We start from the raw sequence: 25,237 nt of genomic DNA on the forward strand, positions 1-25,237 counted from the left end.
ATGAAATAATTTTGTTGGGTTCAGAGGGATTCGAACCCCCGACATCCTGCTTGTAAGGCAGGCGCTCTGACCAGCTGAGCTATGAACCCTTTTAATACTGAGGACAATTATATAAAATAAATTTGACTTATGTCAATTTATTCATAATTTTTCTCCAAAAAGAACTACAAATATATTTTTATTGTTTTGTGTTTTTAATACGTATCCACCTATTTTACTTGTATCTTTGTTTAGAAGAGCTCCTTTGTGTTCTGGACTTTTAAGCCAGGCATTTGTTACATCTTCGACAACTAGACCTGATGCTAGAATTTCTCTTATCTTATAAAAATATTGATCGTATTTTTTGACTCTTTGCATAGGAGTTGTGCCAAAGAGTGTATGAGTTAATACTTTATTTGCATTAAGACTTATTGCATATTCTTCTGCTACCGTCTCAAGAGTTGTATCTATTTCTAACTTTTTTAATTTTAAATCAGCTCTTAATTTGTGAATTGATGAGTAAAGAAATTCTAAGTCTTCATTTGCTCCTAGAAGCATAAATTGGCTTGTGAAAATTAAAATAATAAGAATGAATTTTTTTTGCATAATGATTCTACTTATATTAGTATGTTATTATAACATATATCAAATTGTTTTAACTAGGAGAATAATATGACAAATAATTTAAGTTATTTAAAAAAAGATTATTTAGATAAGATAAACTTGAAACTTCAAGAGTTGTTAGCAGGACTTCATGTTTTTTATGCTAATTTGAGAGGTATTCATTGGAATATAAAGGGTGTTAATTTTTTTGTGATTCATAAAAAAACTGAAAATCTTTATGATTATGTTGGGGAGGTTATTGATATTCTAGCTGAGAGAATTAGAGCACTTGGTTATGATTCTGAGTTTAGATGCTCTGCATTTATTAAGATGTCTTTTATTAATGAAATTAGTTTAGAGATTTCTTCAAATTTGGTACCTTCAATTAGTAGCATTATTTGTAATCTTAATGACATTCTTAAGAATATATTTGAAATAAGGTGTTTTGTTGATAGTAAATCTGATTATGGGACAGCTAATGTTTTAGATGATATTATTGCTTATTTTGAAAAATATTTATGGATGTATAGATCATTGTTAAATAATTGTAAGTGTTCATGTGATAAGGATGATTGTAAGTGTTCATGTGATAAGGATGATTGTAAGTGTTCATGTGATAAGGATGATTGTAAGTGTTCATGTGATAAGGATGATTGTAAGTGTTCATGTGATAAGGATGATTGTAAGTGTTCATGTGATAAGGATGATTGTAAGTGTTCATGTGATAAGGATGATTGTAAGTGTTCATGTGATAAGAAAGAATATTTTAGTGAAAATGATGATCTTGTGATATGATATAAAAACAATTTTAAGATTTATTTTTATATTTGTTAATTAATTATAGAATTATATCTTAGTTGAAGAGAGCTATAGCAAAATCTATAGCTTTCATGGTATTTGAGGGCTTTATGGAAATTAGGAATATTGGAATCATGGCACATATTGATGCTGGAAAGACTACTACTACAGAAAGGATTATATATTATACTGGTAAGTCTCATAAAATAGGCGATGTTGATTCTGGCAATACTGTGACTGATTGGATGACACAAGAACAAGACAGGGGCATTACAATTAGTTCTGCTGCTATTACTTGCTATTGGCGGGAGCATCAGATAAATATTATTGATACTCCTGGACATGTTGATTTTACAGCTGAAGTTGAGAGATCTCTTCGTGTTCTTGATGGGGGTATCGTCATTTTTAGTGCTGTTGATGGGATTCAGGCGCAAACCGAAACGGTTTGGAAACAGGCATCAAAATATGGTATTCCAAGACTTGCTTATATTAACAAAATGGATCGTGTGGGGGCTGATTTTATTAAAGTAGTTGAAGATATAAAAAATAAATTTGGTATAGTTCCAATAGTTTTACAAATGCCAATTGGAAGTGAGAGTAGCTTTGAAGGAGTTGTAGATATTATTCGTAATAAAGAGTTGCATTTTGAATTTAAGGATGATAAACCTATTGTGATTGAGGAAGTGGTGCGTGAAGAGTTTGTTGAGAATGTCAAAAATTTTAGAGAAAATTTAATAGATGCTCTTAGTAATTTTAGTGAAAGAATTACTGAACTTTTTCTTGAAAATTCTGTCATTGATGATTCTCTTATAATGGAAGAGATTAGACGATGCACTATTAGTGGCTTTATTGTTCCTGTTTTGGCGGGAACTAGTCTTAAGAATATTGGTATAGAGCCTTTAATAGATGCAATTGTAGATTATCTTCCAAGTCCTTTTGAAAAAAATTTTAGTGTTTATTCTTTAAAAACAGATAGAAGTATGTCAATTGATCCTAGAAATGAGAAAAATTTATCTGCACTTGTTTTTAAGGTACAATATTTTAGTGCAATTGCTGCACATCTTTATTTTATTAGGGTTTATTCAGGAGAACTTAATTCATCTAAAAGGGTTGTTAACGTTGCTAAGAATAAGCGTGAAAAATTTACAAGGATTTTTCGAGTTTTTTCAAATAAAAATGAGCAAATTAATGCGATTAGAGCAGGAGATATTGGAGCAGTTATTGGACTTAAACATTCTGTAACGGGAGACACGCTTGTTGAAGAAGGAAATGAGATTGTACTTGAACCTTTAGTATTTCCAGAGCCAGTTGTATTAATATCTGTTGAGCCAGAAAGATCGTCTGATGATGCTAGACTTAAAGAAGTTCTTGAAATAATTGCTAAAGAAGATCCTACTTTTAACTACAAGGAAAACAAGGAAACAGGGCAATTATTGGTGTCTGGAATGGGTGAGTTACATCTTGAGATTATTATTATAAGGATTAGGGATGAGTTTAAACTTAATGTTTATACAGGTAAGCCCCAAGTAAGTTATAGAGAGAGTCTGAGTTTGGAAGTTAATGACGTATTTAAATTTGTTAATATTTTTGCAGGTAAAGAAGTTAATTTGAAAATTGGTATGATTGTTAGTCCTTTGGTAAGAGGTGAAGGCAATAAAATTGAGTTTGAGTGCAGTGTTGATTCTTTATTTAAAGCTGCGATATTAAGAGGTATTACTTCTGTGTTTTCAACTGGTATTATTGGATATCCGATTATTGACACGGGAGTTAAGATTACTTCATTGGATTTTGATAAAGGTAAGATTAATGAGTCTGTCATTGAGTCAGTATCGGGTCTTGCTTTTAATGAATTTTTTAAAAGGGCAAATCCTATTAAGCTTGAGCCAATAATGATGTTAGAAATTAGAACTCCAATTGAGTATACTGGGGAGGTAGTTTCTACATTGAATTTTGTTGGTGGAATAATTCACTCTATTAGTAATATTGAGGACTATGAAATAATAAAAGCTGAGGCAGCTTTTGAAAAACTTTTTGGGTATACTTCTGTTTTAAGAAGCTCTACTAAAGGCAGAGGAGATTTTACTATGGAATTTTCATACTTCAAGGAAAAGCATGAATAAGTATTATTAAATTTTTTATAGTGGAATCGTTTTAGTAAGCTTTTTTTGTCTTTGTTCTTTAATAATGATTTTTGCGTTGTGGTTCTTAACATTTCATTATCTAGAATGAATTAGTGCAGTATGTATGTTTATTTATTTTGGTTTTAGTCTTAATGTATTTAAAAATTATGACTTATATTTAAGTGATGTGATACGCATCTGGTTTATATTTTGTTTTTTCTATTCTTTTTAAAGTTTTGTTATTACTTTTTTTTGGTTAACTAGCTTTGAACTTTGCGTTTTAATATTTTATTGGAATATTGCAAGATTAAAAAATATAAGATATTTTTTTTTATTAAAAAAGATTCTTTTTGTCTTGTAAGTGCTACTAGAATATTAGGGTGATTTTTTGATATGATGTCTTATTATGAATATTTTTTTATTTTAAAAATAAAGGAGGTTGTGTTATGCAGGGTGAGAACATGGTTTCAATTAGAGGTAGTAATAGAAAAAAGATACTCCTTAGTTTGAAAAATATGCAGTATTCAAGAACGGATTTAGCTCGAAAATTATCATTGACAAATGCGGCGGTTACGATTCTTACTAATCATATGATTAAAGAGAATATTTTAGTTGAAGTTGGTTCAAAGGAATCAGATATTAGAAAGCATGGGCGAAAAGAAATCCTTCTCGATATTAATAAAGATTTTGCATATTCAATTGGAGTAATTATTTCAAGTAATTATTTTCAAATAGGAATTGCAAATCTTAAATGTGAGGTTTTAATAAGTGAGACTTATTCTTTTGAACCACCAGTTAGTGCTTACGAAATATTGGAAAAAATTAAGGATCATATGATTGAAATTATCTGGAAACATAATTTTTCAAGGGATAAATTTATTGGATTAGGATTTAGTATTACTGGCATAATTAAAGATAAGGAATCTGGAATTGTTAATGATAGTCATGGTACATGGATTGAAAAAGATGTGCCTGTTAAGGCTATACTAGAAGAGTATTTTTCACTTACAGTGTATCTTGAAAGTTATGTTAAAAACCTTTCACTTGCTGAATTCATGGGAAAGAATGTAGATAATATCATGTTTTTCGATTATACAGATACTGCTGAGCTTTCTATTTGGTCTGATGGTAATGTTTATCCTGGATTTAATAATAAATCTGGTATGGTGAGTCATATGGTAATTGATTATGGAGGTGAGAAAAATTGTCCTACATGTGGAAATAAGGGTTGTGTTAATATGTTAATATCTAATTTTGCACTTCAGCGTTTGATTTCGAAAGAGTTTATGAATGGTGAGATTTCTGAACTTTATGACAAGTATGAAGGTAAGCTTAAAAAAGTTACGATATATGACATTTTTTCTCTTCATGATAGATATGAGTTTATACAGAAAATAATGGAAGATACAGTAAGATATTTGGCAATAGTTATTATTAATATTCAGAGGGTTCTTGATTTTAATTATTTGGTGCTTTATGGACAAAGTTTTAAACTTAAAAGTTTTTTTGACCTGTTGAAAGATGAAATAAAGAGGTTAAACAAGGAGAGAATAGCATTGAAGCTTAGTTCCCTAGATACTGAAGTATCAGTTGTTGGACCTGCTTCTAGTGTTATATTTAATAAATTCTATTTGACGGGGGGAGATATTGATTAATATTTTCTTTTTTTGTATTGTATATTCTGTAGAATTTTTTACAAATGAAGGTGATTTTTAGTGTTTGAGAGCTTAGGTACAGGTTTTAGAGATTTTATAAAGTATATTTCTGGAAAATCTGTGATAAATGAAAAGAATATTGAAGTAGCCATTGACACTATTAAGAATACTTTAATTGAAGCTGATGTTAATTTAAGAGTTGTAAGACGTTTTGTAAATTCTGTTGTTGAGGAAGCAAGGGGGATTAAGGTTTTAAGAAATGTTGATCCTAAATCTCAGTTTATTAAGATTGTTAATGATAGACTTGTAAATTTTTTGGGTGATAAGCATTCTGAGCTCATTTTAAATCCTGTCAACAAATTATCATGCATTTTGATGCTTGGTCTTCAAGGTTCTGGGAAAACTACAACATGTGCAAAACTTGCAATGCGACTTAAATCGGAGAATAGAAGAGTTCTCCTTGTTGCGGCAGATACTTTTAGAGCGGCAGCGGTTGAGCAGTTAAGGGTTTTAGGTGTGCAAATTGGTGTTTCTGTTTTTACTCTTGATGGTGAAAATAATCCTATTGAGGTTGTAAAGAAATCCATTGAATATGCTAAAGTAGAGCTTTTTGATACTGTGATAGTAGATACTAGAGGGCGTCTTGAAGTTGAAGATTTATTGTTAAAAGAGATAAGAAAAATTAAAGATGTTTTGACTCCTACCGAGACAATATTGGTAGTGGATGCAATTACAGGTCAGGTTGCTGTAAATGTTGCAAAGGAATTTAATGATAGTGTTGGAATTACAGGTGTAATTTTTACAAAATTTGATTCTGATGCTAGAGGTGGAGCAATACTGTCACTTAAGACTATTTGTGGTGCGCCTATTAAATTTGTTGGAGTTGGAGAAAGGCCTGAAGATCTTGATGTTTTTTATCCAGATAGAGTTGCTTCACGAATGCTTGGCATGGGAGATGTTGTTAGCCTGGTTGAAAAAGCTCAAACTGTTATAGATAAAGAGGAAGCTTTAAAACTTGAAGAAAAGTTTAGAAAAGCTAACTTTAATTTTGAAGATTATTTAAATCAATTTAAATATGTGCGTAGTATGGGTGGGATTTCTAGTTTGATGGGAATGCTTCCTGGTGTTTTTTCATCAAAAATGTTGTTTCGTAGTATCAATGAAAAGGAGATTAAAAAGGAAGAGGCGATCATTCTTTCTATGACTAAGCAAGAGAGATTGAATCCTGTTATTTTAAATAGTCCTTCAAGGAAAAAAAGAATAGCTTTGGGAAGTGGAACAACAATTTTTGAGGTAAATAAACTTATAAAAAAATTTAGTCAGGTAGTTTTAATGATGAAAAAAATGCAAAATAAGAGCTTTCAAAATAAGATAGCATCTCTTTTGGGAGGTAAAGGAGGAATAGTAGATTGAGTGTTAGAATAAGATTAAAAAGGATGGGGGCAAAAAAGAGGCCTTATTATCGAATTGTGGTAATGGATTCTGCTTCGCCTAGGGATGGACGAGCTATTGAAGAGCTTGGGTATTATCATCCTATTGAAAGCCAAAATCAGATTAAAATCAATGAGGATAAATTTAAGGATTGGATAAGCAAAGGAGCTATTCCAAGTGATACAGTTAAGAAAATTTTAAAATTTAGAGTTAGGAGGACTTAATGAAAGAATACGGCAATGAAATTGAGCTTATAGAATTTGTAGTAAAATCTCTTGTAGACAAAAGAGATGAGGTTAAGTTGAATGTAGTTGAAGGGGAGAAGTCAACTATTTTAGAATTAAGAGTTTCTGCAACTGATGTTGGAAAGATAATTGGAAAGAGGGGGCGCATTGCAAGGGCTATTAGGACGCTTCTTAGTGCTTGTGCTGCAAAAACGAATAGGAGAGTTCAGTTAGAAATTTTGGACTAATTGATGTTTGTGAAGGGCATAATATTGTCATCTTATGGAGTGAATGGATATGCTAAGATTAAGAGTATATCCAATGGTTTGAATGATTTTTTTGACTTAAAAGGTAATAAATTAGTTTTAAAAAAGGAATGTTGCTCTTCAGTTGAAGTTAAGGTTGAAAATATATCTTTAGTAAATAATTCATTATTATTGAAGTTTGAAGGATTTAATACACCTGAGGCTATTAAAGATTTAATTGGTTTTGAGTTATGGGTAGATGATGAATTTGCATCTAAATTAGAAGAAGGTGAGTATTACTTTGGTAAGCTTATTGGCTATGAGCTTGTTAATAGTGGAAAAAAATTAGGTGTTATTGTGTCTTTTTTGGAGTGTGGGGAGTCAATTCTGCTTGAAGTTAAAGTTGGGAGTAAATTGTTTTTTATTCCCTTTTTAGATGTTTATCTTGGAGATATTGATAGTTCTTTGAAGACTATTGAACTTAAGGTGTTAGAACTCTTAGAATGAAAATTACGATTCTATCTTTATTTCCTTCAATCATTACTCCATTTTTTGAAAATTCAATAATGAAAAAGGTTATAGATAGAGGAATAATAAGTTATGAGCTTATATCTATTCGTGACTTCTCTAATGATAAACACAAAAGGTGTGATGATGCTCCTTATGGTGGAGGTGCAGGAATGGTTTTGAAAGCTCAACCTATTTCTGATGCTCTTGATTATATAAATTCAAAAATAAAAACCACGATATTTGTAAGTCCATCTGGAGTTAAGTATACTCAAAAATTGGCTTATGACTTGTCAAAGAAGAATGAACTTGTTATAATCTGTGGGAGATACGAAGGGCTTGATCAACGTGTAATTGATTTGTATGTTGATCTTGAGATTTCAGTTGGAGATTATGTGTTGTCTTCAGGTGAAATTGCTGCTCTTGTTATAATAGATAGTGTATATAGATTATTAGATGGTGTAATAAGTCCAAGTTCCTTATTTGAGGAATCTTTTAATTTTGAGTATGGTTTACTTGAGTATCCTCATTATACTAGGCCTTGTGAATTTGGAGGGTTAGAAGTTCCTGGTGTGCTTCTTTCTGGTCACCACGAAGAAATAAGGAAATGGCGATTTATTAAGTCTGTTGAAAAAACAAAGAAAAATAGATATGATTTATACCTTAAGTATTTGGAAAAAAGAGGAGAAAAAGATGGATTTAATAAGAAAAATTGAAGCTAAAGGCAAGAGAACAGAAAGCTTTGATTTTAGGGTAGGAGATACTGTTTGTGTTAGTTATAAGATAATTGAAGGCACTAATGAGAGAGTTCAGAATTTTGAGGGTCTTGTTATATCTATTCAAAATAAAGGCATTGGACAAACTTTTTTAGTTAGGAAAATTTCTTCAGGAATTGGTGTTGAGAAAATTTTTCCAATGCATTCACCTATTATAGAAAAGGTTAAAGTTTTAAAGCGAGGGAAGGTAAGGAAGGCCAAGCTTTATTATATGAGAGATAGAATTGGTAAAGCTGCAATGAAGGTGAAGGAACGCCTTGATATTAAAAAGCTTAAATAACGTTCAGTTACCCAAAGTTGCTTTAGATAAAAATCTTCCTTTAAGTGGGCAATTGGAAGTTGTTAAATCTATTGGTGTTAATAAGTGGCTTGTATTTTTTTTAGGTGATTACTTTGAAGTAAAGAGTAGTTTACCTTTGAGAGTTGGACTTAAGTATTTTGCTAGGATGATTAATACTTCAGATAATTTTTTAATTAGTGTTAGTTATACATCTTTATTTGAGGATTTCGATTTATTTGAAAGTAATGATAGGGTTATGCTTAGGCGAAGTGGTAATTTTGTAGAGCAGAACACTCAAGAATTATTCAATAATATTTTTGATAATATAAAGGATGAGTTTATTTTAAAGTTTCTTTTGGCTTTACATGAACAAAGAAGCATAGGAAATGAAAATTTTATGCAAATTTGTGATTATTTTAGCGGTAAAGTAAAAATGAGGCAACAAGATGTTAAGTTTCCAATTTTTATTGAAAATAATGATGGTTTTGTTATTTCGATTCCCTTTAGATTTTTGAAAAGTTCTGGTTTATTATTTTTGTTTTCTTATAAAGATCTAGAAAAGATTTATAAGTGGAGTTTTGTTTATTTTTTTAATGAAAAGGAAAAAATTATTTGTGAGATTAGTAATGTTAGTTCTGATTCTAAATTAAGGATATATTCGGATTTGAGTTTAGATGGTATTATTGGAGAGCTGAAAAGTTCTCTTTTTTGTTATAATATAACTGATATAAAAATCTTGACTTCAATGCACGATTTTGAAAATTTTGATTGTGAAGTAAGGGTTGTTAAGAGTGTTAATTATAAAGTATGAGTAAAGAAGAATTAGCTTTGTTAATTAAATATGATACTAAATTCCCAGCTCCTTTTATTTTGGCCAAGGCCAGAGGAGCGAAGGCTTTACGTATAAAAGAGCTTGCTAAACAAGAGAATATTCCTATTGTTGAGGATAAATATTTATCTGAGAGTTTTTTTTCCGTTAATGAGGGAGATTTTATTGATTCTAAGTATTTTAAAATAATTGCACATATTTTATCTATTATGTATAAATTTAAGAATAATAAGTTATGAATAATAGGTAAATTAAAATTGGAAAGAGAGGCTTTTGTTTTGAAATATTTGCTAAAAAGTGATTATAGGGTAATAGATATAAGTTATTATGGTCAGTCTTTAATGAGTGAACTCATTTGGGAATGTTCTTTTGACATTATTTGAATTTAAGGGGGAGAGATATTATTTATTTTCTTGATAGAATTGAAGGAGATAAAATTGAAGTATGAACAAAATAAAGTGAGTGGCAATAATTTACGAAAAAACACCAAAATTCCTTATTGGAAAAGGAAGAGGATAAAATCTGATCTTAAAAAACAAAAGGCTACATCTTTAAACACTAATGATAATAAATCTGTTGACACTGACTCTGGCAAACGCATAAATCACAAGGTGAATAGTCAAAAAGGTTTTATTAAAGACCGCAGATCGCATGTGAGAATTAAAGAGATATGTCCTGTTTGTGAGAAGCAAATCAGGTATATTGCTTCGTGTATGTCTATGAACTTTGATGGTGAGGACAAGCCTATACATTTTGATTGTGCTATGGATAAGTTGAGGTCTGATAATGGTCTTTTTCAAAATGAGAGTTTAGTGTATGGGGGAATTGGTAAATTTTTCGTTGTTGATAAATCTGTTAGAGGAAATAACTTATCTTTTAAAATACTTAAGGAGATTGATTTTGAAAATTTAGAAAGTCATCCTAGTTGGCGGAAAAAGCTTTTTCAAGATATGAATAAAGGATTTAAATTTTATTAATTATGAAAGTGGCATTATTTCCTGGTTCATTTGATCCTATTACTTGGGGACATATTGATTTAGTGAAGAGAGCATCATTGATTTTTGATAAGATCATTGTCCTTGTTTCTAATAATAGTGCTAAGAGTTATTTGCTTAGTGATATTGAAAGATATGAACTTACTTGTGAGGTTATTTTATCTTTAGGATGGTCAAACATTTTTGTGGATAGATATGACGGAATTATTTTAGATTATATTTTAAAGAATAATATTGGCTTTATTGTTAGAGGTGTCAGGGCTTTTCGTGATTTTGAGTTTGAATTTGAAAGATATATTGTTAATAACAAGCTTGGTCCTTCAGTAGACACAGTATTTTTACCAAGTAGTGATAAATATTTGTTTGTAAGATCAGATCTTGTTAAGGAATTAATTAAGAATAAGAATTTTGCTCTCTCAAATTTTATTCCAGAATTAGTGCAAAAAAAGTTAAAATCTAAATTTATTGACAAATTGTCTTGATAATATATATATTATTAAGATATATTTGTTTATTTTAAGGAGACAAAGAGATGGCTGTTCCTAAATTTAAGCCTTCGAAATCTAGAAGTAGGACGAGGCGCAGTATAAATATGAAAAAAAAAGTACCTCAGCTTCAGGAATGTTCAAATTGCGGTAATCTTGGAGTAAGGCACAGAGTATGTGGAAAGTGTGGTTATTATAGAAATAGTCAATACTTGGAATTGTAATTTGAACGAGGAATGTTTATTTATGGATCAAAGTGAGATTTTTAAAAAAGTTAGGTCTATTATATCCGAGCAGCTTGATAAAAAAGAAGATGAAATTACTATGGAATCTAGGTTTGTTGAAGATCTTGGTGCAGACAGTCTTGATATTTATGAACTTTTATATTTGCTTGAGGAAGCATTTGATGATAAGATTCCAGAGAATGAAGCTAGTGAGTTTGAAACTATAGGTGATGTTGTTGCTTTTATTGAGAAAAAAAAGGATTAATGGGTATTCTTGTAATGAAGCTTGATAAGGATCGCAAAAGAAAACTAGATGATTTGTTAATGAGTTTGCATATTAATTTTAATGATATTGTTTTGTTAAATATGTCTTTAATTCATTCATCATATGCGAATGAATTTGATCAAGGATATTCTAATAATGAGAGATTGGAGTTTTTAGGAGATTCTGTCCTGAATCTTATTATTACAGATTATTTGTATAAATTTTATCCTGATAAAAGTGAGGGCGAGCTTAGTAAGGCCAGATCTTATATTGTTAGTGAAGAATCTCTGTCCAGCATTGCTCGAGAACTTAATCTTGGCAACTATCTTTTACTTGGTAGGGGGGAAGAAAGTAATGATGGGCGTAATAAGAAAGGTATTCTTGCAGATGCTATTGAAGCTTTTGTTGGTGCGCTTTATCTTGATGGTGGTTTTTTGAAAGCTTATGCTTTTGTAGTGGAGCTTTTTGAAGTTCATATAAGGTTGATGTTTAATCGTGGTGATTTTAAAGATTATAAAAGTCTTCTTCAAGAATATGTTCAAAAAAAGTATAAAATTTCGCCAAGTTATAAATTGGTTAAAGAGTTAGGACCTGATCATAATAAGATTTTTTGTGTTGAGCTTTATGTTAATGATAAATTTATATCAAATGGTAAGGGAAGATCTAAAAAAGAAGCTGAGATGATAGCGGCTGAAATGGCGCTTAAAAATGTTGTAAATATTGATCTTTAATTTTTTTGATTAGAGTCTCTTTTTTGTTTAGTTTGGGATTGTTCAATACTTCTGTTAGCAAGTGATTTAGGATTTTTCCAATATTTTTATTGTCTATTAAGTTAATGTTTTTGATATCGTTGCCATTTATTTTTAGTTCTCTTAAAGACAAGGGATCTCTTAGTAGTTTTTTTCTTTTTATATTATTCATTATGAATTTGAGCTTAGCGTCTTTTCCTTTAATAGCTTTATATATGTCAAATATTTCCTTATAGTTTTCTCTGGTGGCTTTACTTAGTAGAATTCTGACATTGTTTAGACTTTTAATTTTTAAGGCGTTGATTTCATCAATAATGATTCTGTAGAATATTATCAGTTTTATATCTTTGTTTGAGAATTTAAGTAATTTTAACTTTTCTCTTAAGCATTGTATATCTTTTTTTATTGTAAAAATAACTATTGCTTTTAAATAGAATTTTTTTTTATTTAAAAGATTAATTTTATTTTTTAATTTTTTGTTTATTTCTATATTGAAAAAATATTTGAAGAAATTTATTTTTTGTAGATAATTGACTCCCTTTATTGGATTTTTTCCTTTTAAAAGTTTGATAAATTCATTATTTATTCTTTCTTTTGATAAAAGCAAGATGTTTTCTTTTTTGTATTTCATAGAAATTAATGTGTTATGATCGATTGTAAAGTCAAGTGTAGATGCAAACCTTGCAGCTCTAAGTATTCTAAGTGCATCTTCTTCAAATCTTTTGTTTGGTTCCCCTATACATTTGATTATCTTTTTATTAAGATCTTTTTTGCCATTATAGCAGTCTATTAGTTCACAGTTAAGCATATTCATTGCAATTGAGTTTATTGTAAAATCCCGTCTTTTAAGATCTTCATTTAAGTTTTTTGTAAATTTTATTTTTTTAGGTGATCGTTTGTTTTCATAATCTATCTCTATTCTATAAGTTGTGATTTCAAAAATTTTTTTGTTAAAAATTATGCTTATTGTCCCGTGTTTTATTCCTGTTTGCATGTTATTTGGAAATAGTTGCATTATTTCTTCTGGGGTTGCATTTGTTGCAAAGTCGAAATCATAAGGTTCTTTTTTAAGAAGCAAGTCTCTTAAAGCACCTCCGACTAAGAAAAATTCATAGTTGTGATTATTAAAGATTTTACTAATTTTCATTATATCTTTAGTATTCGTGCCTAAGTTCATATAGAAATATATTATAGTTGAAATACTATTTTTATAAGGTTAGAAAATAATTTTAGTTTATTTTAAAATGTCATAAAATAGTACTTGTTTGATTTATATTTGATATTTATAAACGGGGTTTTATGAGCAAGAGTAATATTAGTATATATGATTCTATTGATAAACTTTCAAAAGATTCAAGGATTAAGTTACTAAGGGAGATTAAAAAGAATTTAAGCCTGAATTCTTCGGTATTATCTACAGTTAATTCTACTAATTATTTAGATTCAGATTCTGCCATTCAGATTGATGATTTTTTATCCAAAAAATTTATGGAAGAATCATTTTTGTTAAAGATATGGATATATGTTTTAAGTTTTTTGCAAAGAGATAAGAGTAAAGAGGATATTTATAAAATTTATCTTCTAAAAAAATTAGAAAGTCATATTAATAGTATTTATAAATATCCTGTCATAGATTTTAGGAAAGGGTATCTACGTATAGGTTTTGTAGAAATGTTTTTTGAACTTTATTGTCATTTAGTGAAGCTTAAAGAATATTTCAAGATGTTAGAAGATAATAATGTTATTGAACAAGCGATGTTTGAAGTTATTCAGAGCAAGATTCCTAATTTTAAGTGTAAGGTAGAAGATTTTTTGGAATCTGAGGTGTATGAGCAATTCTTAAAAAAAGAGAAAAATCAAAGTGAGTTAGAAGAGCTTATTAAAGTAAAAATTAGTTCTTATATTAATTCAATTCCTTCACAACTTTATAAAGTTGTAGAAGACGTGTTTGAATTTTTTTATGTTTTAAATAGTATTTCATTTTTTCCTTATAAGTCTTTTTTTTCCTTATTTAATATGGAACTTTTAGATAATGTGGATAATTTTGATGTTGCTAATCTTGATGAGACAGTTAGTGCCAGTTTTGCGAGTGTCGATAAATATTTTAAATGTTTCTTTGAGCTTTTGTATACGTTAAGAGATATTGAGATAAATGAAGAAATTTTAAAAATTATTATTAAAAATTATTTTTTAATAATAAAATCAAATGAGAATTTTGTTTTGAGTGAAGAAAAGCTTTTAAAAATTGATGCTATGTTTAAAAGTGTTTTAGGTATTATGTTAAAGATTATTAATTTATCAAAAACTTTGCCTTATTTAGATGTTTTTAAAATTTATTATGAAAATCCAGTTTTAAGACCTAAGAAGTATGTTCCTTATTTAGATGTAAAAAGTTTTTATGAAAATATTTTATTGTTAAATGTTAGTAATCAGCTTGTTAAAGAGCATGATAAGGATTTAAAAGTTCTTGTTAATCAAGAAATGAAAAGCTTCATTAAAAATTATAGTGTTATTTTAAATTTAAATAGTGTAATTTTTAAAGGAATGGAATTTGAATATTCAAATTTTAAAAAACTTTACTTTCTTAATGAGTTTTTTAAGGATATCTATGATGTAAAAATGATGGAAATATTAAGGACTATAAATAATGTAGTACTTGTAAATAATTCTGACTTAAGGAATTTGTATGTTAAGCTTGAGAAAGATATTGGTACTCTCAAGAAAGAAGTTTATGATTTTTATCTTGAGATTAATTATAAAAATGAGGAATATGAAAAATATATCAAAAATGATAATGATGATTCTTATAGGGAAAAAATCTTGGAATGGTGCTTAAAAAAGACTGGTGCTATTAAAAAGCTAATTCTTAATTTTATGAGTTATTTTCTTGATCTTAAGGAAAAATATATTGCCCTTTTAGAAAATAGTAATACTTTCATACAAAGTGCTCTTAATATTTCTTATAAATTATCTCCAGAAAGTAATGCAAAGATTAGCTTAGATTATGTTATTAGTAATAATATGTTGTTTATAATTAGACGTGCTCTTTTTATACTTGAGAATTTATAGATTCTTATGAAAAGCTTTAAGGCAAATGATTTAAGATTATTTTCGATTTTTATTAGAGTTTTAGTATTAATTTTATTTCTTAATGCTTTACTTAGTTTATTTATATTTTTAGCTGGAGCTTATAATGTTTTTATGTATTCTTTACAAAAATTTTCACTTGAATTTTCAATTGTATTAAGTGCTGTTGCTTTTGGACTTGAGGCTACTAGATTAATATTTTTTTATATCTTTCTAAGAAAGAGGATTAAAAATTATATAATTTTGATGTTTAGTTTTATTATTTGTTTTTTAGCTTTTTTTATAAAAATTTTTCTTTCTCTTGGAATATAATTTTATTTATTTCTGTATTTTCTATTGACTAATATATTGTATTTTTATAAACTAACCATTGTCTTTGCTATTGCCGACTTAGCTCAGCTGGTTTAGAGCAGCGGTCTTGTAAACCGCAGGTCGTCGGTTCAACTCCGACAGTCGGCTCTTCTTTTAAGGGGCGGTACCGAAGTGGTTAACCGGGGCAGACTGTAAATCTGTTGGCATTGCCTACGTGGGTTCGAATCCCACCCTCCCCAATTTAAGGTGTAATTTTTATAAATATTTTGTGAGGTTTAATTTTTTTTGTTTGGTTGTTTTAGATTTAATGTTGAGGTTTTTGTAGTTTTTAAATATTTTGGAATTTATTGTAATCAAATCTTAGTTAATATTTATAAATTGTGTTTTTTTCATTTTTATTTGGTTAAAAGCATAGGAGTTTGATTTGCTTTTTTTTTTAAAGAGATTTTAAGGTCTTATGGCACTAAAAAAATTTTTCATTTCCTTTTTTATATTATTTGTTGTTTTTTATGTCTTCGTATTTTATTTGTATTTATTGAATTCTTCTCCTTTGAAAGCTGAATTGATATATGAATTTGAGGTTCAAAAAGGATGGGGAGTAAAAAGAATTGCTTGGGAGCTTCAAAAAAAAGGATTAATTAGGTCTGACAAATTATTGATAGCTATTTCTTATCTTTTTGGTAGTGATAAAAAATTTAGGGAAGGCAGGTATTTGATTAATGGTAATTATTCAACTTTTAATGTATATAAAGAGTTGTTGAAAGGTAGCCCTATATTTCCTATCAATATTACCATACCTGAAGGATATACTGGTAGAAGAATAGCTTTAAAGCTGAATGAGTCAGGTATCATTAATGATGATCAGAGTTTTTTGGATTTAATAAACGATGTCAAATTTATTAATAAGCTTGGACTTAGTTATGATTCTCTTGAAGGATTTTTATTTCCAGATACTTATAAATTTTATAAGGATATGGATATGAAGGAAGTAATTCGAATTTTTGTTGCTAATTTTTTTAGCAAACTTAGCTCTATTGGCATAGATCATAAGTCTTATTCTGATGAAGAGTTTTATAATAAAGTGATTATTGCTTCTATTGTCGAGCGTGAGTATAGAGTTAGCAGTGAAGCACCAATAATTGCATCTGTTTTCTATAATAGAATAAAGTCTAATATGGCATTACAATCTTGTGCCACAATTGAATATATTCTTACTGAAGAACTAAACAAACCTCATCCTAAGAGGATTTATTTTGCAGATTTAGAGATTGAGTCCGGATATAATACTTATATGAATAAAGGTTATCCCCCAGGCCCAATTTCTAACGCCGGGATTATATCTTTAAGAGCAGCCTTTTTCCCAGATAACACAAATTATTTATTTTTTGTTATAAAAGATCCTAATATTGGGACTCATAATTTTTCTTCAGCTTATAATGACCATCTTTTAGCTGCGGATACTTATATTCGTAGTTTTGTTGCTAAGGAATAAAGAAGTATGGAGTATTCTAATTTGATAGATTTGATTAAAAAAAAAGTTGATATTGTAGATTTAGTAGGTGAGCGTGTTAGTTTGCTTAAATCGGGGGCATCTTATAAGGGGCTTTGTCCTTTTCATGCTGAGAAGACACCTTCTTTTTCTATAACTCCCTCTCAAGGACTTTTTTATTGTTTTGGATGTAAAAAGGGAGGAAATGTCATAACTTTTTTGATGGATATTGAGAAGCTTGATTATAATGCTGCTATTAAGTCTTTGTGCAGTAGGATAGGGATTGTATATGATGATATTAAGAAGACCACAAAAATTAAGGATGAAGGGCAGGATAAGGCAATAGTTTCAACAATATATGATTTGAACTATAAATTGATTAAGACTTTTGTATTTTTTTTTAATAATAATCAGGGGGTTTTAAATTATATTTTTAATGGAAGAGGGATATCAAGAGAGGTTATTGATTTGTTTAATATTGGTTATTTGCAACAAGATGTTCCAAATAAGTTTAGTTTTTATGATTTTTTGATTTCAAGAGGATATTCTAATGAAATATTAAGTCAGAGTGGTTTGTTCTCAAAAAAAAAGCAAAGGTTTTCTATTTTATCTGGAAGATTGATTTTTCCAATCAGAGATTTTAAAGGAAATGTTGTAGGATTTGGAGGTAGGAACATATGCGGAAATAATGGACCTAAGTATATCAATTTAAGTGAAACAGAGGTTTTTAAAAAGAGAGAATTGCTTTATGGATTTTATGAAGGCTTTTCAGTAATTAAGGAAAGTAGAGCTGTAATATTGACAGAAGGTTATATAGATGTTCTTGCCTTTTTTACAGCTGGTGTAAAAATTGCTGTTTCTCCACTTGGTACAACTTTTTCAAGAGAGCATCTTGCTTTAATTAGGAGATATGCAGATAAAATAATAATATGTTTTGATGATGATGCTGCTGGGCTTTTGGCTACTTTTAAGGCTTATCAGATTTGTTTACCGCTTGGTGTTAATGTAAGTGTAATTGAAATGAAATATGGAGTTGATCCTGCAGATATTTTAAAGAAGAAGGGAGCGTCTGCTTTGAAGAATATGATTAATAATAACTGTGAGGCTTTTGAATATCTGTTGAAAAAATATTCCGGTAAATATGATTTAAGTAAAACAACAGATTTGAATAGTATGATTGGTTTGTTTATAACTTTGATAAGTTTATCAAGTACTAATACGCAAAGGGATCTTCTTTTATCAAAGCTTGAGAGTAGAGTAGGTGTTAAGTTAGAAACCTTAAGAGAAGATTACTATAGTATTAGAGAAAAGGGTGCTATTGCAAGTTATAGGAGAAATGCATATTCTTATGAAATAAACACCTATGAGAGATATTTAGTCGTGGCCTTATTGAAAGACTTTAATTATTTTACTATAATAAGGCGTAATATTATTGATAGCGACTTGTATGATGTTGATGTAAAGAAAATTTTTGTATGCTTTGAGAACCTATTTGAGAATAGTGCTAATGTTTCATTGCTTAATTTAAAAGATTTATTAAGAAGTAAGTATAATTTTAATGAAGTTTTTTTTGAAGATATGCTAAAGGTAGAGTTTGAAGTGGATTGTGAAATGGTTAAACAAATTTTGTTTGCAATTAAAAAGAGAAAGGTAGAAAAGCGAATTTCCTTTTTTAAGGAAATGAACAAAGATAATTTTTTAGTAGATGCTAAGACACAAATCAGAGAATTGATGTTTTTAAATATGCAAAGAGAACGATTGAGGATATATTTGAATGAATAATACAAAGAATAAAGACTTGCAGACTTTTAAGAAAAAGAATTCAAAAGTAGTAAAAGCCATCTTAAGTTATTTAGGAGATAAGAAAGCAATTACGTTTGGAGATTTAACAACTTTTTTATCAGGGGATATTTTGGAGCCTGAAAATATTGATTATGTTTATGAATTTCTTGAAGATGAGGGAATAAGCTTGATTAATGAAAAGATGGAGTCGGATATCTGTGATATTGAGGATTTAGATGAAACAAATAGAATTGATACTCAATGCATGATGTTGGATGATGCTGTTCAAAATGATGATGAGATAGATGATAAATTAGATGGATTTGAAGATGAAACTATAGAAAGAGAAGATTTTAATTCAGGGTATATTAAGAGTGGTTTGTTAAAGGATAGTCATTCTGAGGATCCGATAAGACTTTACTTAAAGGAAATAGGAAAAGAATTTTTATTAACTGGGCATCAAGAGGTTGAGCTTGCAAAGCAGATGGATTCTGGTGAGAGTATAATTGAGAATATTCTGAGAAGTGAAGGACTTGTTATCGAAAATTATTATAATTTAGTTAATGCTATTTATTCAAGAGTAAGTAAAGAAGAGTTTTTTAAAAAAGAAAAGGAACGGGAAAAAGATAATAATTTTGACTATTATAACAAAAAAAAAAGGATCTCTTCTTTTTATAAGGCTTCTTTAAAACCATTTCAGGATCGTTTGGTAAGATATATAGAAAAAAAACATAGATTATATGAACTTGGAGAAGATATTTTTGAAGAAAATATTGCTAATGAGAGACTTGATATAAAAGAAATGCTTAAGTCTGTTCCTTTATATCAAGAGGAGTTGCGAATTTTTTCAGATGATTATATTGACTCTGCTAGCAAGATCAAAGATTTAAAGAGGCAACAAAGGTCTATATTGGATAGATTAAAGATAGATAAAGTAAGAAATCTTAGGATTCTTGGGAGGGATTTAGCTATCCCTGAGAGAAGAGAGAGGATAGAAAAATCTTTAAATATTCGAGAAGATCTCATTAAAGAGCAAATTACAGAAGCTCAGCTTGCTCAAAAGGAGCTTGAGAGAATTGAAATGTATTATGAGTATCCAATGGATAAGATAATAAGCATGTCAGAAGAAATTTTGAAGGGTAAGCAGATGATGCAGCATGCAAAAGATCAGTTAATTAAAGCTAATTTGAGACTTGTGGTAAGTATTGCTAAAAAGTATGCCAATAGAGGTTTGCATTTTTTTGATCTTGTTCAAGAGGGTAATATTGGGCTAATTAAAGCAGTTGAAAAGTTTGAGTATAAGAGAGGGTTTAAGTTTTCTACCTATGCTACATGGTGGATTCGTCAGGCAATAACAAGATCAATATCAGATCAGGCGCGTACCATTCGTGTTCCTGTGCATATGATTGAGCAGATAAATAGGTTGAATAGAGAAACAAGATATTTGGTTCAAGTTTTAGGTAAGGATCCAACAGATGAAGAGTTATCAGCTAGATTGGGATGGGATCTTAAAAAGGTAAAGACTGTAAAGAATGTTTCAAGAGAACCTGTGTCGCTTGAAACACCAATTGGAGAAGAAGAAGATTCTGTTCTTAGTGATTTTATTGAAGATAAAGCGATAAGAAATCCAGCAAAGCATACATCTTTTGTAGTTTTGCAAGATCAAATAAGAGCAGTTCTTGGCACTCTTCCAGAAAGAGAACAGGAAGTTGTTAAGATGAGATTTGGTCTTGAAGATGGGTATTCTTTAACTCTTGAAGAGGTTGGGTTGCATTTTAACGTTACAAGAGAAAGAATCAGACAGATTGAATCTAAGGCATTAAGGCGACTTAAAAATCCTAAAAAAACTCAAAAACTTAAAGATTATTTGGAAGATTTAAATTGACTAGGAGGATTCATGGAAACTAATATTGATATACTTAAAAATCTTGAAGGTATATATAAGGCTAGGTTTGAGCTTGAGGAAAAACAAAAAAATATTCCTAGGTACTTGCAAGCCAAAAAAGCTCAAATTGATGAACTTATTAGATCTCTTGATGAATTACAGCTTAAATTTAAAGACTACCAAAAAGATGATGCATCTTTGAAATTGGATATTCAAGACATTAATGTGAGAAAGAGTAAAGCAGAAGAGAAAATTGATAGCATTAAAACTCAAAGGGAGTATGAGGCTCTTGAAAAAGAATTACAGACTATTATCGATGATGAGGTTGCTATTAGGAAGAAAATGACGCATATTACTGGACTTAAGACAAAAATAGACAAGGAAATAGTCGAGGTTAAGAACAAGCTCGAGGTTGAGCAAGATATTTATGCTACTGAGAGTACTAGTCTTGAAAATGAGCTTTTAGAAATTGTAAAAAAACTTGATTCTATAAAAATAGAAGAGGATAAATATGCTTCTCGAATGGATGAGGACTTTTTGTTTAAATTTCAGAGGATTATTAGAAATAAATCCAATGGGGTTGTGCCTTTGATTGACAATGTTTGTAAGGGTTGTCATATGATACTTCCTGTTGAGTTCGCAAATAAGGTAAGGCGTGAACCGGATGATATTAAGTTTTGTCCTTATTGTAGTAGAATACTATATTATCAAGATAAATTTGAAATTGGTTTAGAAATGGTTCCTGGTGGTTTAGCAGATCTTCTAGAATAAAGTTTTTAATTTTTTTATTTTATTTAAGTTGATGTCCAGTCATCGCTTAATATACATTTAGGTATTTTAAGAGGAAAGTCCGAGCTCCAATAAGAGCATAATGCTAGGTAATACCTAGGGGTTTTAAACTTAAGAAAGTGTCACAGAAAATTACCACCTTAGGGTAAGGGTGAAAAGGCGAGGTAAGAGCTCACCGCTTATTTAGCGATAAATAGGGTCAAGACAAACCTCATTAGGAGCAAAATCAAGTATGCAAGCTTCCTTGGCTCTTGAGGGTGTGCTTGCGGGTAGATTGCATGATTTTTTCAGTGATGGAAAAACAAGATAGATGATGGCATAGTACAGAACTCGGCTTATGGATTTCAACTTAAATTTTTATAGAGAGTCTTTATGGGGATCAATTATCTAAAATATATTTTTTATTTACTGATAAGTTTATTGCTTTTGTTTTTTATTTTTTATGTTTTATCTTATTTTAAGGCTTTTTCCAACTCTTATTTAAAGGCAGGACCTACTGAGGTGAATTTACTTGTTCTTTGGGATAATAAGGAATATAAAGAAATAATAGATTATGCTGAGAATGGCCTTAAGAAAAACAGGTTTGATTTTAATCTAAATTTGCTTCTTGGATTTTCATATTTTTATTATTCCTTAATGTTGAATGATAGTTACTTGAAAGGTCAATTTTTAGACAGTGCAATAGCAAGATTAAGGTTTTTGATGTCGATTAATGATGATGCTCCTATGGGTTTACTTTATTATATTTTGGGTAAAGCTTATTCTCATAAAGGTGAATATTATAGTGATCTTTCTGTTAAATATTTAAATAAAGCCTTATATTCAAGTAGTTTTACTTTTATGAGTATGCAAAAGGATATTTTTGAGTATTTAGGATATTCTTATCAGCTTTTAAAGGATTATCATGCTAGCTTAAAATTTTTTGAAAAAGCTTATAGAGAGAACAAGTCTGATCTTGTTCTTTGGAGTTTGGCATACGTTAATTATAAGGCTGGGAACATTGATGAGAGCATTGAATATATAAATAAATTTTTGCAAGAAGAAAATGGAACATTTGTAAAAGATAGAATTGATGGTAATTTAATTCAAAAAGTATATTTATTGTATGGAGATATATTTTTTGAAAAAAATAATTATGATGAGGCGTTCAATTGTTATGATAAAGTCTTGAAAATTAATAGTTTAAATCCTAATGTTTATGTTAAAATAGGAGATGTATATAGAAAAAAAGATAAAGATTATCCTAAAGCTAGAAAATATTGGAGAGAAGCATTAAGCATTGATCCTTATTTAGAAGAAGCAAGGGAGAGGCTGAAAATTAGTTTAGAGGATTTTTAGGGAGAGCTTGAATTGAATTTTTTTAAATCTTTTTTGATAGATATTGGTATTGATCTTGGTACATGCAACACTTTAGTTTATATCAAGGATTATGGTGTGGTGATGAGTGAGCCTTCAGTAGTTGCTATTGATGTTAGTAAGGGTAATAGAGTAGTAGCTGTTGGGCGTAATGCAAAAAAAATGCTTTGGAAGACACCGGAGAACATTAAGGCCGTAAGACCACTTCGTGATGGTGTTATTGCTGACATTGAGAATACAGAGAAAATGATTAAGTATTTTATAAGTCAGATTTTTTCTAGAAAAAAATTGTTTTTTAAGCCCAGAATGGTAATAGGAGTGCCAACTTGTATTACGGAAGTTGAGCGAAGGGCTGTGAAAGAGAGTGCAATGAATGCTGGTGCTCGTGAAGTTAAGGTTATTGAGGAATCTCTTGCAGCTGCTATTGGATCTGATATTCCTATTTTTGAACCAACTGGTCATATGGTATGTGATATTGGAGGAGGAACTACTGAAATATCGGTTATTTCTCTTGGTGGTATGGTAGTAAGTAGAGCTATTAGGACAGGTGGAGATGAGTTTGATGAAAGCATTATAAAGTATATGAGGAGTGTTCATAACATTGTTATTGGGCAGCAAACAGCAGAAAAATTAAAAATCAAGATCGGTAATGTTTATCCAGATATTCATAATTTAAAAGTAGAAACAATAGATATTAAAGGGACAGATGCTGTTACTGGGCTTCCTAGAAAGCAAATTATTGATTCTATGGAGATACGAGAATCTTTGCAAGAACCTATTGGTACTGTTGTTGATGAGGTTAAGAGAACTCTTGGAGCAACTCCTCCAGAGCTTGCAACAGATATTGTTGAGCGTGGGATCATATTAACAGGAGGTGGAGCCCTTCTTAAGGGTCTTAGTAGACTTTTGTCAAAAGAAACAGGAGTTCCAGTGTATGTTGCAGATAATCCTTTGTTGTCCGTGGCTGTTGGAGCCGGTTTATTTTATGATTATGCCAATAGAATAGATATTAGTAAAAATATATATAGTTTTATTAATGAATAGGTATGAAGTTTCTTGTTAATTTCAAGAATTTTATTAAGGTATTAAGTGTATTAATATTTGCTATCATTCTTATGATTTATGATTCAGGTAGTTTTAATGCAAAAAAGAAAGATGATTTTTTTATTTTTACTTTAAATTCGTATATTCAAAGCAATATGCATGATTTTTTTATTTTTGTTTCTAGCCTTTTTAAGGCTATAAATGAATATAAGGATTATGGTAAAACAGTAGAAGCTTATAAAAAAAGAATACAGCAACTTGAGATAGTAATTCAAAATGTGCAAGTGTTAAGACAGGAAAATTCTAGGCTTAAAGAACAGCTTGGATTTTATTCAGTACATGCTAATGATTTTATTTCTGCTGAAGTAATTTATTTGAATTATGCAAATATTTCTTCCTTAATGGCAATTAATAAAGGCTATAATGATGGTGTTCAAAAAGATATGATAGCTATTGCTTATCAAGATGGATTTAGCGGTCTTGTTGGGAAAGTTGTTAAAGTTTATGCGAATACTGCAAGAGTTTTACCTTTAACCAGTTATGAGAACTTTGTTTCTGCAAGAATTCAAAATAGCAAATTTATTGGTCTTGTTGAGGGCAAGGGGTATGGAGAGGCTCTTGAGATGAATTACGTTAATAAATTAGCCGAAAGTGCTTTAAAAATTGGAGATTATGTTGTTACTGCTGGATTTAGCGATTATCCTGGTGGGATTTACATAGGAAAAATTACTTATTTTAATGTGCTTGAGTATAATTCCCTTTTAAGTATTAAAATAGAACCCATAATAGTTTTAGACAAGTTAGAATATGTTTTTTTGATTAAGGGTGATAGTAGGGTAGAGAAGTGATATCTTTTGTACTCTATTATGTTATTAGTGTATTTTTGGGACAGATTTTTCAGTATTATTGTGATGTTAGTTTTTCTTTTTCAATAGATATATTTTTAATTATTTTGATTTTCAATTCTCTAAACTTTGTTTTTAATTTAGGTTTGGTATCAAGTATTTTGCATGGCTTTATTATGGAATATTTTAATGGATTACCACTTGGATTTTTTGTCTTTAGTTATGTTTTTATATTTTATCTTCTTGGTAAAGTTAAGATGGTTGTTCCAAATAGCATGTTTAGCATAACAGTGTTTTTTATTTTTTCAAAATTTATTATTTGGTTTGTGGCAATGGTTTTTTCAGATTTTATTGATCTTAAAGGTTTCAATTATTCAATATTTGATCTTAATCTCATGCTGAATATAGTATTTTTGAATTTCTTATATCCGATTTTAGGTTATTGTACTAAAAATTTTTATACTATTAGAGAGGAATACTAGA

27 protein-coding genes, 3 tRNA genes, 1 other RNA gene and 1 pseudogene are annotated in these 25,237 nt (G+C 29.4%); 29 read left to right on the top strand and 3 right to left on the bottom strand.

Translation table 11 applies throughout. The features are described from left to right. Window positions 1–15: 15 nt before the first annotated feature. Window positions 16–89, bottom strand: a tRNA-Val gene (locus tag K5Q05_RS03405). 52 nt (window positions 90–141) lie between these two features. Continuing rightward, a complete protein-coding gene (locus K5Q05_RS03410; RefSeq protein WP_025443523.1) occupies window positions 142–585 on the bottom strand; it encodes a CAP domain-containing protein in 444 nt (147 codons plus the stop codon). 66 nt (window positions 586–651) lie between these two features. Here K5Q05_RS03410 and K5Q05_RS03415 point away from each other — a divergent pair. The 16 genes and pseudogenes from K5Q05_RS03415 to rnc all read left to right on the top strand — a co-directional run. After that, window positions 652–1,173 (top strand): annotated as a pseudogene (locus K5Q05_RS03415) (DNA starvation/stationary phase protection protein); the annotation flags it as partial. A 317-nt stretch (window positions 1,174–1,490) separates the two neighbouring features. Continuing rightward, entirely contained in the window at window positions 1,491–3,500 is a 2,010-nt protein-coding gene (gene fusA, locus K5Q05_RS03420) for an elongation factor G (RefSeq protein WP_025443521.1), read from the top strand. 446 nt (window positions 3,501–3,946) lie between these two features. Beyond that, entirely contained in the window at window positions 3,947–5,155 is a 1,209-nt protein-coding gene (gene badR / locus K5Q05_RS03425) for a host adaptation transcriptional regulator BadR (RefSeq protein WP_025443520.1), read from the top strand. A gap of 60 nt (window positions 5,156–5,215) precedes the next feature. Then, window positions 5,216–6,568 (top strand): signal recognition particle protein, encoded by a 1,353-nt coding sequence (ffh, locus tag K5Q05_RS03430; RefSeq protein ID WP_025443519.1) that lies wholly within the window; start codon window positions 5,216–5,218, stop codon window positions 6,566–6,568. Beyond that, complete coding sequence (gene rpsP, locus K5Q05_RS03435; RefSeq protein ID WP_020955055.1) at window positions 6,565–6,810, top strand: 30S ribosomal protein S16; 246 nt, start codon at window positions 6,565–6,567, stop codon at window positions 6,808–6,810. Before ffh ends, rpsP begins: the two co-directional genes overlap by 4 nt. Next, window positions 6,810–7,058 carry a KH domain-containing protein gene (locus tag K5Q05_RS03440; protein ID WP_020955056.1) on the top strand — a complete coding sequence of 83 codons (249 nt, stop codon included), beginning with the start codon at window positions 6,810–6,812 and terminating at the stop codon, window positions 7,056–7,058. Before rpsP ends, K5Q05_RS03440 begins: the two co-directional genes overlap by 1 nt. A gap of 3 nt (window positions 7,059–7,061) precedes the next feature. Further along, window positions 7,062–7,562, top strand: a complete 501-nt coding sequence (gene rimM, locus K5Q05_RS03445) for a ribosome maturation factor RimM (RefSeq protein ID WP_025443518.1) — start codon at window positions 7,062–7,064, stop codon at window positions 7,560–7,562. Continuing rightward, window positions 7,559–8,278: a tRNA (guanosine(37)-N1)-methyltransferase TrmD gene (gene trmD, locus K5Q05_RS03450; protein ID WP_025443517.1), complete on the top strand. Its 720-nt coding sequence runs from the start codon at window positions 7,559–7,561 to the stop codon at window positions 8,276–8,278. Before rimM ends, trmD begins: the two co-directional genes overlap by 4 nt. Next, the gene (gene rplS, locus K5Q05_RS03455) at window positions 8,256–8,618 is read left to right on the top strand and encodes a 50S ribosomal protein L19 (protein ID WP_025443516.1); all 363 of its coding nucleotides are present in this window, start codon (window positions 8,256–8,258) and stop codon (window positions 8,616–8,618) included. Before trmD ends, rplS begins: the two co-directional genes overlap by 23 nt. Then, on the top strand, window positions 8,596–9,429 hold the full coding sequence (locus tag K5Q05_RS03460; protein WP_025443515.1) for a hypothetical protein: 834 nt from the start codon (window positions 8,596–8,598) through the stop codon (window positions 9,427–9,429). The genes rplS and K5Q05_RS03460 overlap by 23 nt, the downstream gene beginning before the upstream one ends. Next, on the top strand, window positions 9,426–9,686 hold the full coding sequence (locus K5Q05_RS03465; protein WP_025443514.1) for an EscU/YscU/HrcU family type III secretion system export apparatus switch protein: 261 nt from the start codon (window positions 9,426–9,428) through the stop codon (window positions 9,684–9,686). The genes K5Q05_RS03460 and K5Q05_RS03465 overlap by 4 nt, the downstream gene beginning before the upstream one ends. A gap of 174 nt (window positions 9,687–9,860) precedes the next feature. Further along, window positions 9,861–10,424, top strand: coding sequence for a hypothetical protein (locus K5Q05_RS03470; protein ID WP_259655173.1), 564 nt, complete (start codon window positions 9,861–9,863; stop codon window positions 10,422–10,424). 2 nt (window positions 10,425–10,426) lie between these two features. Beyond that, window positions 10,427–10,924: a pantetheine-phosphate adenylyltransferase gene (gene coaD, locus K5Q05_RS03475; RefSeq protein ID WP_025443512.1), complete on the top strand. Its 498-nt coding sequence runs from the start codon at window positions 10,427–10,429 to the stop codon at window positions 10,922–10,924. A gap of 50 nt (window positions 10,925–10,974) precedes the next feature. Further along, a complete protein-coding gene (gene rpmF / locus K5Q05_RS03480) occupies window positions 10,975–11,151 on the top strand; it encodes a 50S ribosomal protein L32 (protein WP_025443511.1) in 177 nt (58 codons plus the stop codon). A 22-nt stretch (window positions 11,152–11,173) separates the two neighbouring features. Next, on the top strand, window positions 11,174–11,416 hold the full coding sequence (gene acpP / locus K5Q05_RS03485; protein WP_025443510.1) for an acyl carrier protein: 243 nt from the start codon (window positions 11,174–11,176) through the stop codon (window positions 11,414–11,416). A gap of 14 nt (window positions 11,417–11,430) precedes the next feature. After that, on the top strand, window positions 11,431–12,147 hold the full coding sequence (rnc, locus tag K5Q05_RS03490) for a ribonuclease III (protein ID WP_420043022.1): 717 nt from the start codon (window positions 11,431–11,433) through the stop codon (window positions 12,145–12,147). Here rnc and K5Q05_RS03495 read toward each other — a convergent pair. After that, the gene (locus K5Q05_RS03495; protein WP_025443508.1) at window positions 12,119–13,342 is read right to left on the bottom strand and encodes a CCA tRNA nucleotidyltransferase; all 1,224 of its coding nucleotides are present in this window, start codon (window positions 13,340–13,342) and stop codon (window positions 12,119–12,121) included. The genes rnc and K5Q05_RS03495 overlap by 29 nt on opposite strands. Window positions 13,343–13,464: 122 nt before the next feature. On the opposite strand from K5Q05_RS03495, the gene K5Q05_RS03500 reads away from it, so the two are divergent. From K5Q05_RS03500 to K5Q05_RS03560, 13 genes are all read left to right on the top strand, one after another. Further along, window positions 13,465–15,234, top strand: a complete 1,770-nt coding sequence (locus K5Q05_RS03500) for a hypothetical protein (RefSeq protein ID WP_025443507.1) — start codon at window positions 13,465–13,467, stop codon at window positions 15,232–15,234. A 6-nt stretch (window positions 15,235–15,240) separates the two neighbouring features. After that, window positions 15,241–15,564, top strand: a complete 324-nt coding sequence (locus tag K5Q05_RS03505) for a hypothetical protein (protein WP_025443506.1) — start codon at window positions 15,241–15,243, stop codon at window positions 15,562–15,564. 72 nt (window positions 15,565–15,636) lie between these two features. Then, a tRNA-Thr gene (locus K5Q05_RS03510) sits at window positions 15,637–15,711 on the top strand. Between the two features lie 10 nt (window positions 15,712–15,721). Next, window positions 15,722–15,803 (top strand) — tRNA-Tyr (locus K5Q05_RS03515). Between the two features lie 218 nt (window positions 15,804–16,021). After that, window positions 16,022–17,056, top strand: coding sequence for an endolytic transglycosylase MltG (gene mltG / locus K5Q05_RS03520; protein WP_025443505.1), 1,035 nt, complete (start codon window positions 16,022–16,024; stop codon window positions 17,054–17,056). Window positions 17,057–17,062: 6 nt separating this feature from the next. After that, a complete protein-coding gene (dnaG, locus tag K5Q05_RS03525; protein ID WP_025443504.1) occupies window positions 17,063–18,835 on the top strand; it encodes a DNA primase in 1,773 nt (590 codons plus the stop codon). After that, complete coding sequence (gene rpoD / locus K5Q05_RS03530; RefSeq protein ID WP_099497054.1) at window positions 18,828–20,720, top strand: RNA polymerase sigma factor RpoD; 1,893 nt, start codon at window positions 18,828–18,830, stop codon at window positions 20,718–20,720. The genes dnaG and rpoD overlap by 8 nt, the downstream gene beginning before the upstream one ends. Window positions 20,721–20,732: 12 nt before the next feature. Beyond that, a complete protein-coding gene (locus K5Q05_RS03535; RefSeq protein WP_025443503.1) occupies window positions 20,733–21,491 on the top strand; it encodes a zinc ribbon domain-containing protein in 759 nt (252 codons plus the stop codon). 26 nt (window positions 21,492–21,517) lie between these two features. Continuing rightward, window positions 21,518–21,863: RNase P RNA component class A (gene rnpB, locus K5Q05_RS03540), an RNA gene on the top strand. 18 nt (window positions 21,864–21,881) lie between these two features. After that, entirely contained in the window at window positions 21,882–22,847 is a 966-nt protein-coding gene (locus K5Q05_RS03545) for a tetratricopeptide repeat protein (RefSeq protein WP_025443502.1), read from the top strand. 12 nt (window positions 22,848–22,859) lie between these two features. Then, window positions 22,860–23,909, top strand: a complete 1,050-nt coding sequence (locus K5Q05_RS03550; protein WP_020955076.1) for a rod shape-determining protein — start codon at window positions 22,860–22,862, stop codon at window positions 23,907–23,909. Between the two features lie 2 nt (window positions 23,910–23,911). Further along, window positions 23,912–24,757: a rod shape-determining protein MreC gene (mreC, locus tag K5Q05_RS03555; protein ID WP_025443501.1), complete on the top strand. Its 846-nt coding sequence runs from the start codon at window positions 23,912–23,914 to the stop codon at window positions 24,755–24,757. After that, window positions 24,754–25,236: a hypothetical protein gene (locus K5Q05_RS03560; protein ID WP_025443500.1), complete on the top strand. Its 483-nt coding sequence runs from the start codon at window positions 24,754–24,756 to the stop codon at window positions 25,234–25,236. Before mreC ends, K5Q05_RS03560 begins: the two co-directional genes overlap by 4 nt. The last annotated feature ends 1 nt before the right edge of the window (window position 25,237 follow it).

Origin of the sequence: Borrelia miyamotoi (genome assembly GCF_019668505.1) — a bacterium.
Taxonomy (GTDB): Bacteria; Spirochaetota; Spirochaetia; order Borreliales; family Borreliaceae; genus Borrelia; species Borrelia miyamotoi.

Bases quoted from the DNA above. Each gene is read 5' to 3' on its own strand.
- trmD (WP_025443517.1), top strand. From the start codon at position 7,559: ATGAAAATTACGATTCTATCTTTATTTCCTTCAATCATTACTCCATTT.
- K5Q05_RS03535 (WP_025443503.1), top strand. From the start codon at position 20,733: ATGGAAACTAATATTGATATACTTAAAAATCTTGAAGGTATATATAAG.
- K5Q05_RS03505 (WP_025443506.1), top strand. From the start codon at position 15,241: ATGAAAAGCTTTAAGGCAAATGATTTAAGATTATTTTCGATTTTTATT.
- K5Q05_RS03440 (WP_020955056.1), top strand. From the start codon at position 6,810: ATGAAAGAATACGGCAATGAAATTGAGCTTATAGAATTTGTAGTAAAA.
- rpmF (WP_025443511.1), top strand. From the start codon at position 10,975: ATGGCTGTTCCTAAATTTAAGCCTTCGAAATCTAGAAGTAGGACGAGG.
- K5Q05_RS03500 (WP_025443507.1), top strand. From the start codon at position 13,465: ATGAGCAAGAGTAATATTAGTATATATGATTCTATTGATAAACTTTCA.
- coaD (WP_025443512.1), top strand. From the start codon at position 10,427: ATGAAAGTGGCATTATTTCCTGGTTCATTTGATCCTATTACTTGGGGA.
- K5Q05_RS03465 (WP_025443514.1), top strand. From the start codon at position 9,426: ATGAGTAAAGAAGAATTAGCTTTGTTAATTAAATATGATACTAAATTC.
- K5Q05_RS03495 (WP_025443508.1), bottom strand. From the start codon at position 13,342: ATGAACTTAGGCACGAATACTAAAGATATAATGAAAATTAGTAAAATC.
- rpoD (WP_099497054.1), top strand. From the start codon at position 18,828: ATGAATAATACAAAGAATAAAGACTTGCAGACTTTTAAGAAAAAGAAT.
- rnc (WP_420043022.1), top strand. From the start codon at position 11,431: ATGAAGCTTGATAAGGATCGCAAAAGAAAACTAGATGATTTGTTAATG.
- badR (WP_025443520.1), top strand. From the start codon at position 3,947: ATGCAGGGTGAGAACATGGTTTCAATTAGAGGTAGTAATAGAAAAAAG.
- K5Q05_RS03545 (WP_025443502.1), top strand. From the start codon at position 21,882: ATGGGGATCAATTATCTAAAATATATTTTTTATTTACTGATAAGTTTA.
- K5Q05_RS03410 (WP_025443523.1), bottom strand. From the start codon at position 585: ATGCAAAAAAAATTCATTCTTATTATTTTAATTTTCACAAGCCAATTT.
- rimM (WP_025443518.1), top strand. From the start codon at position 7,062: ATGTTTGTGAAGGGCATAATATTGTCATCTTATGGAGTGAATGGATAT.
- mreC (WP_025443501.1), top strand. From the start codon at position 23,912: ATGAAGTTTCTTGTTAATTTCAAGAATTTTATTAAGGTATTAAGTGTA.
- rplS (WP_025443516.1), top strand. From the start codon at position 8,256: ATGGATTTAATAAGAAAAATTGAAGCTAAAGGCAAGAGAACAGAAAGC.
- dnaG (WP_025443504.1), top strand. From the start codon at position 17,063: ATGGAGTATTCTAATTTGATAGATTTGATTAAAAAAAAAGTTGATATT.
- acpP (WP_025443510.1), top strand. From the start codon at position 11,174: ATGGATCAAAGTGAGATTTTTAAAAAAGTTAGGTCTATTATATCCGAG.
- mltG (WP_025443505.1), top strand. From the start codon at position 16,022: ATGGCACTAAAAAAATTTTTCATTTCCTTTTTTATATTATTTGTTGTT.
- fusA (WP_025443521.1), top strand. From the start codon at position 1,491: ATGGAAATTAGGAATATTGGAATCATGGCACATATTGATGCTGGAAAG.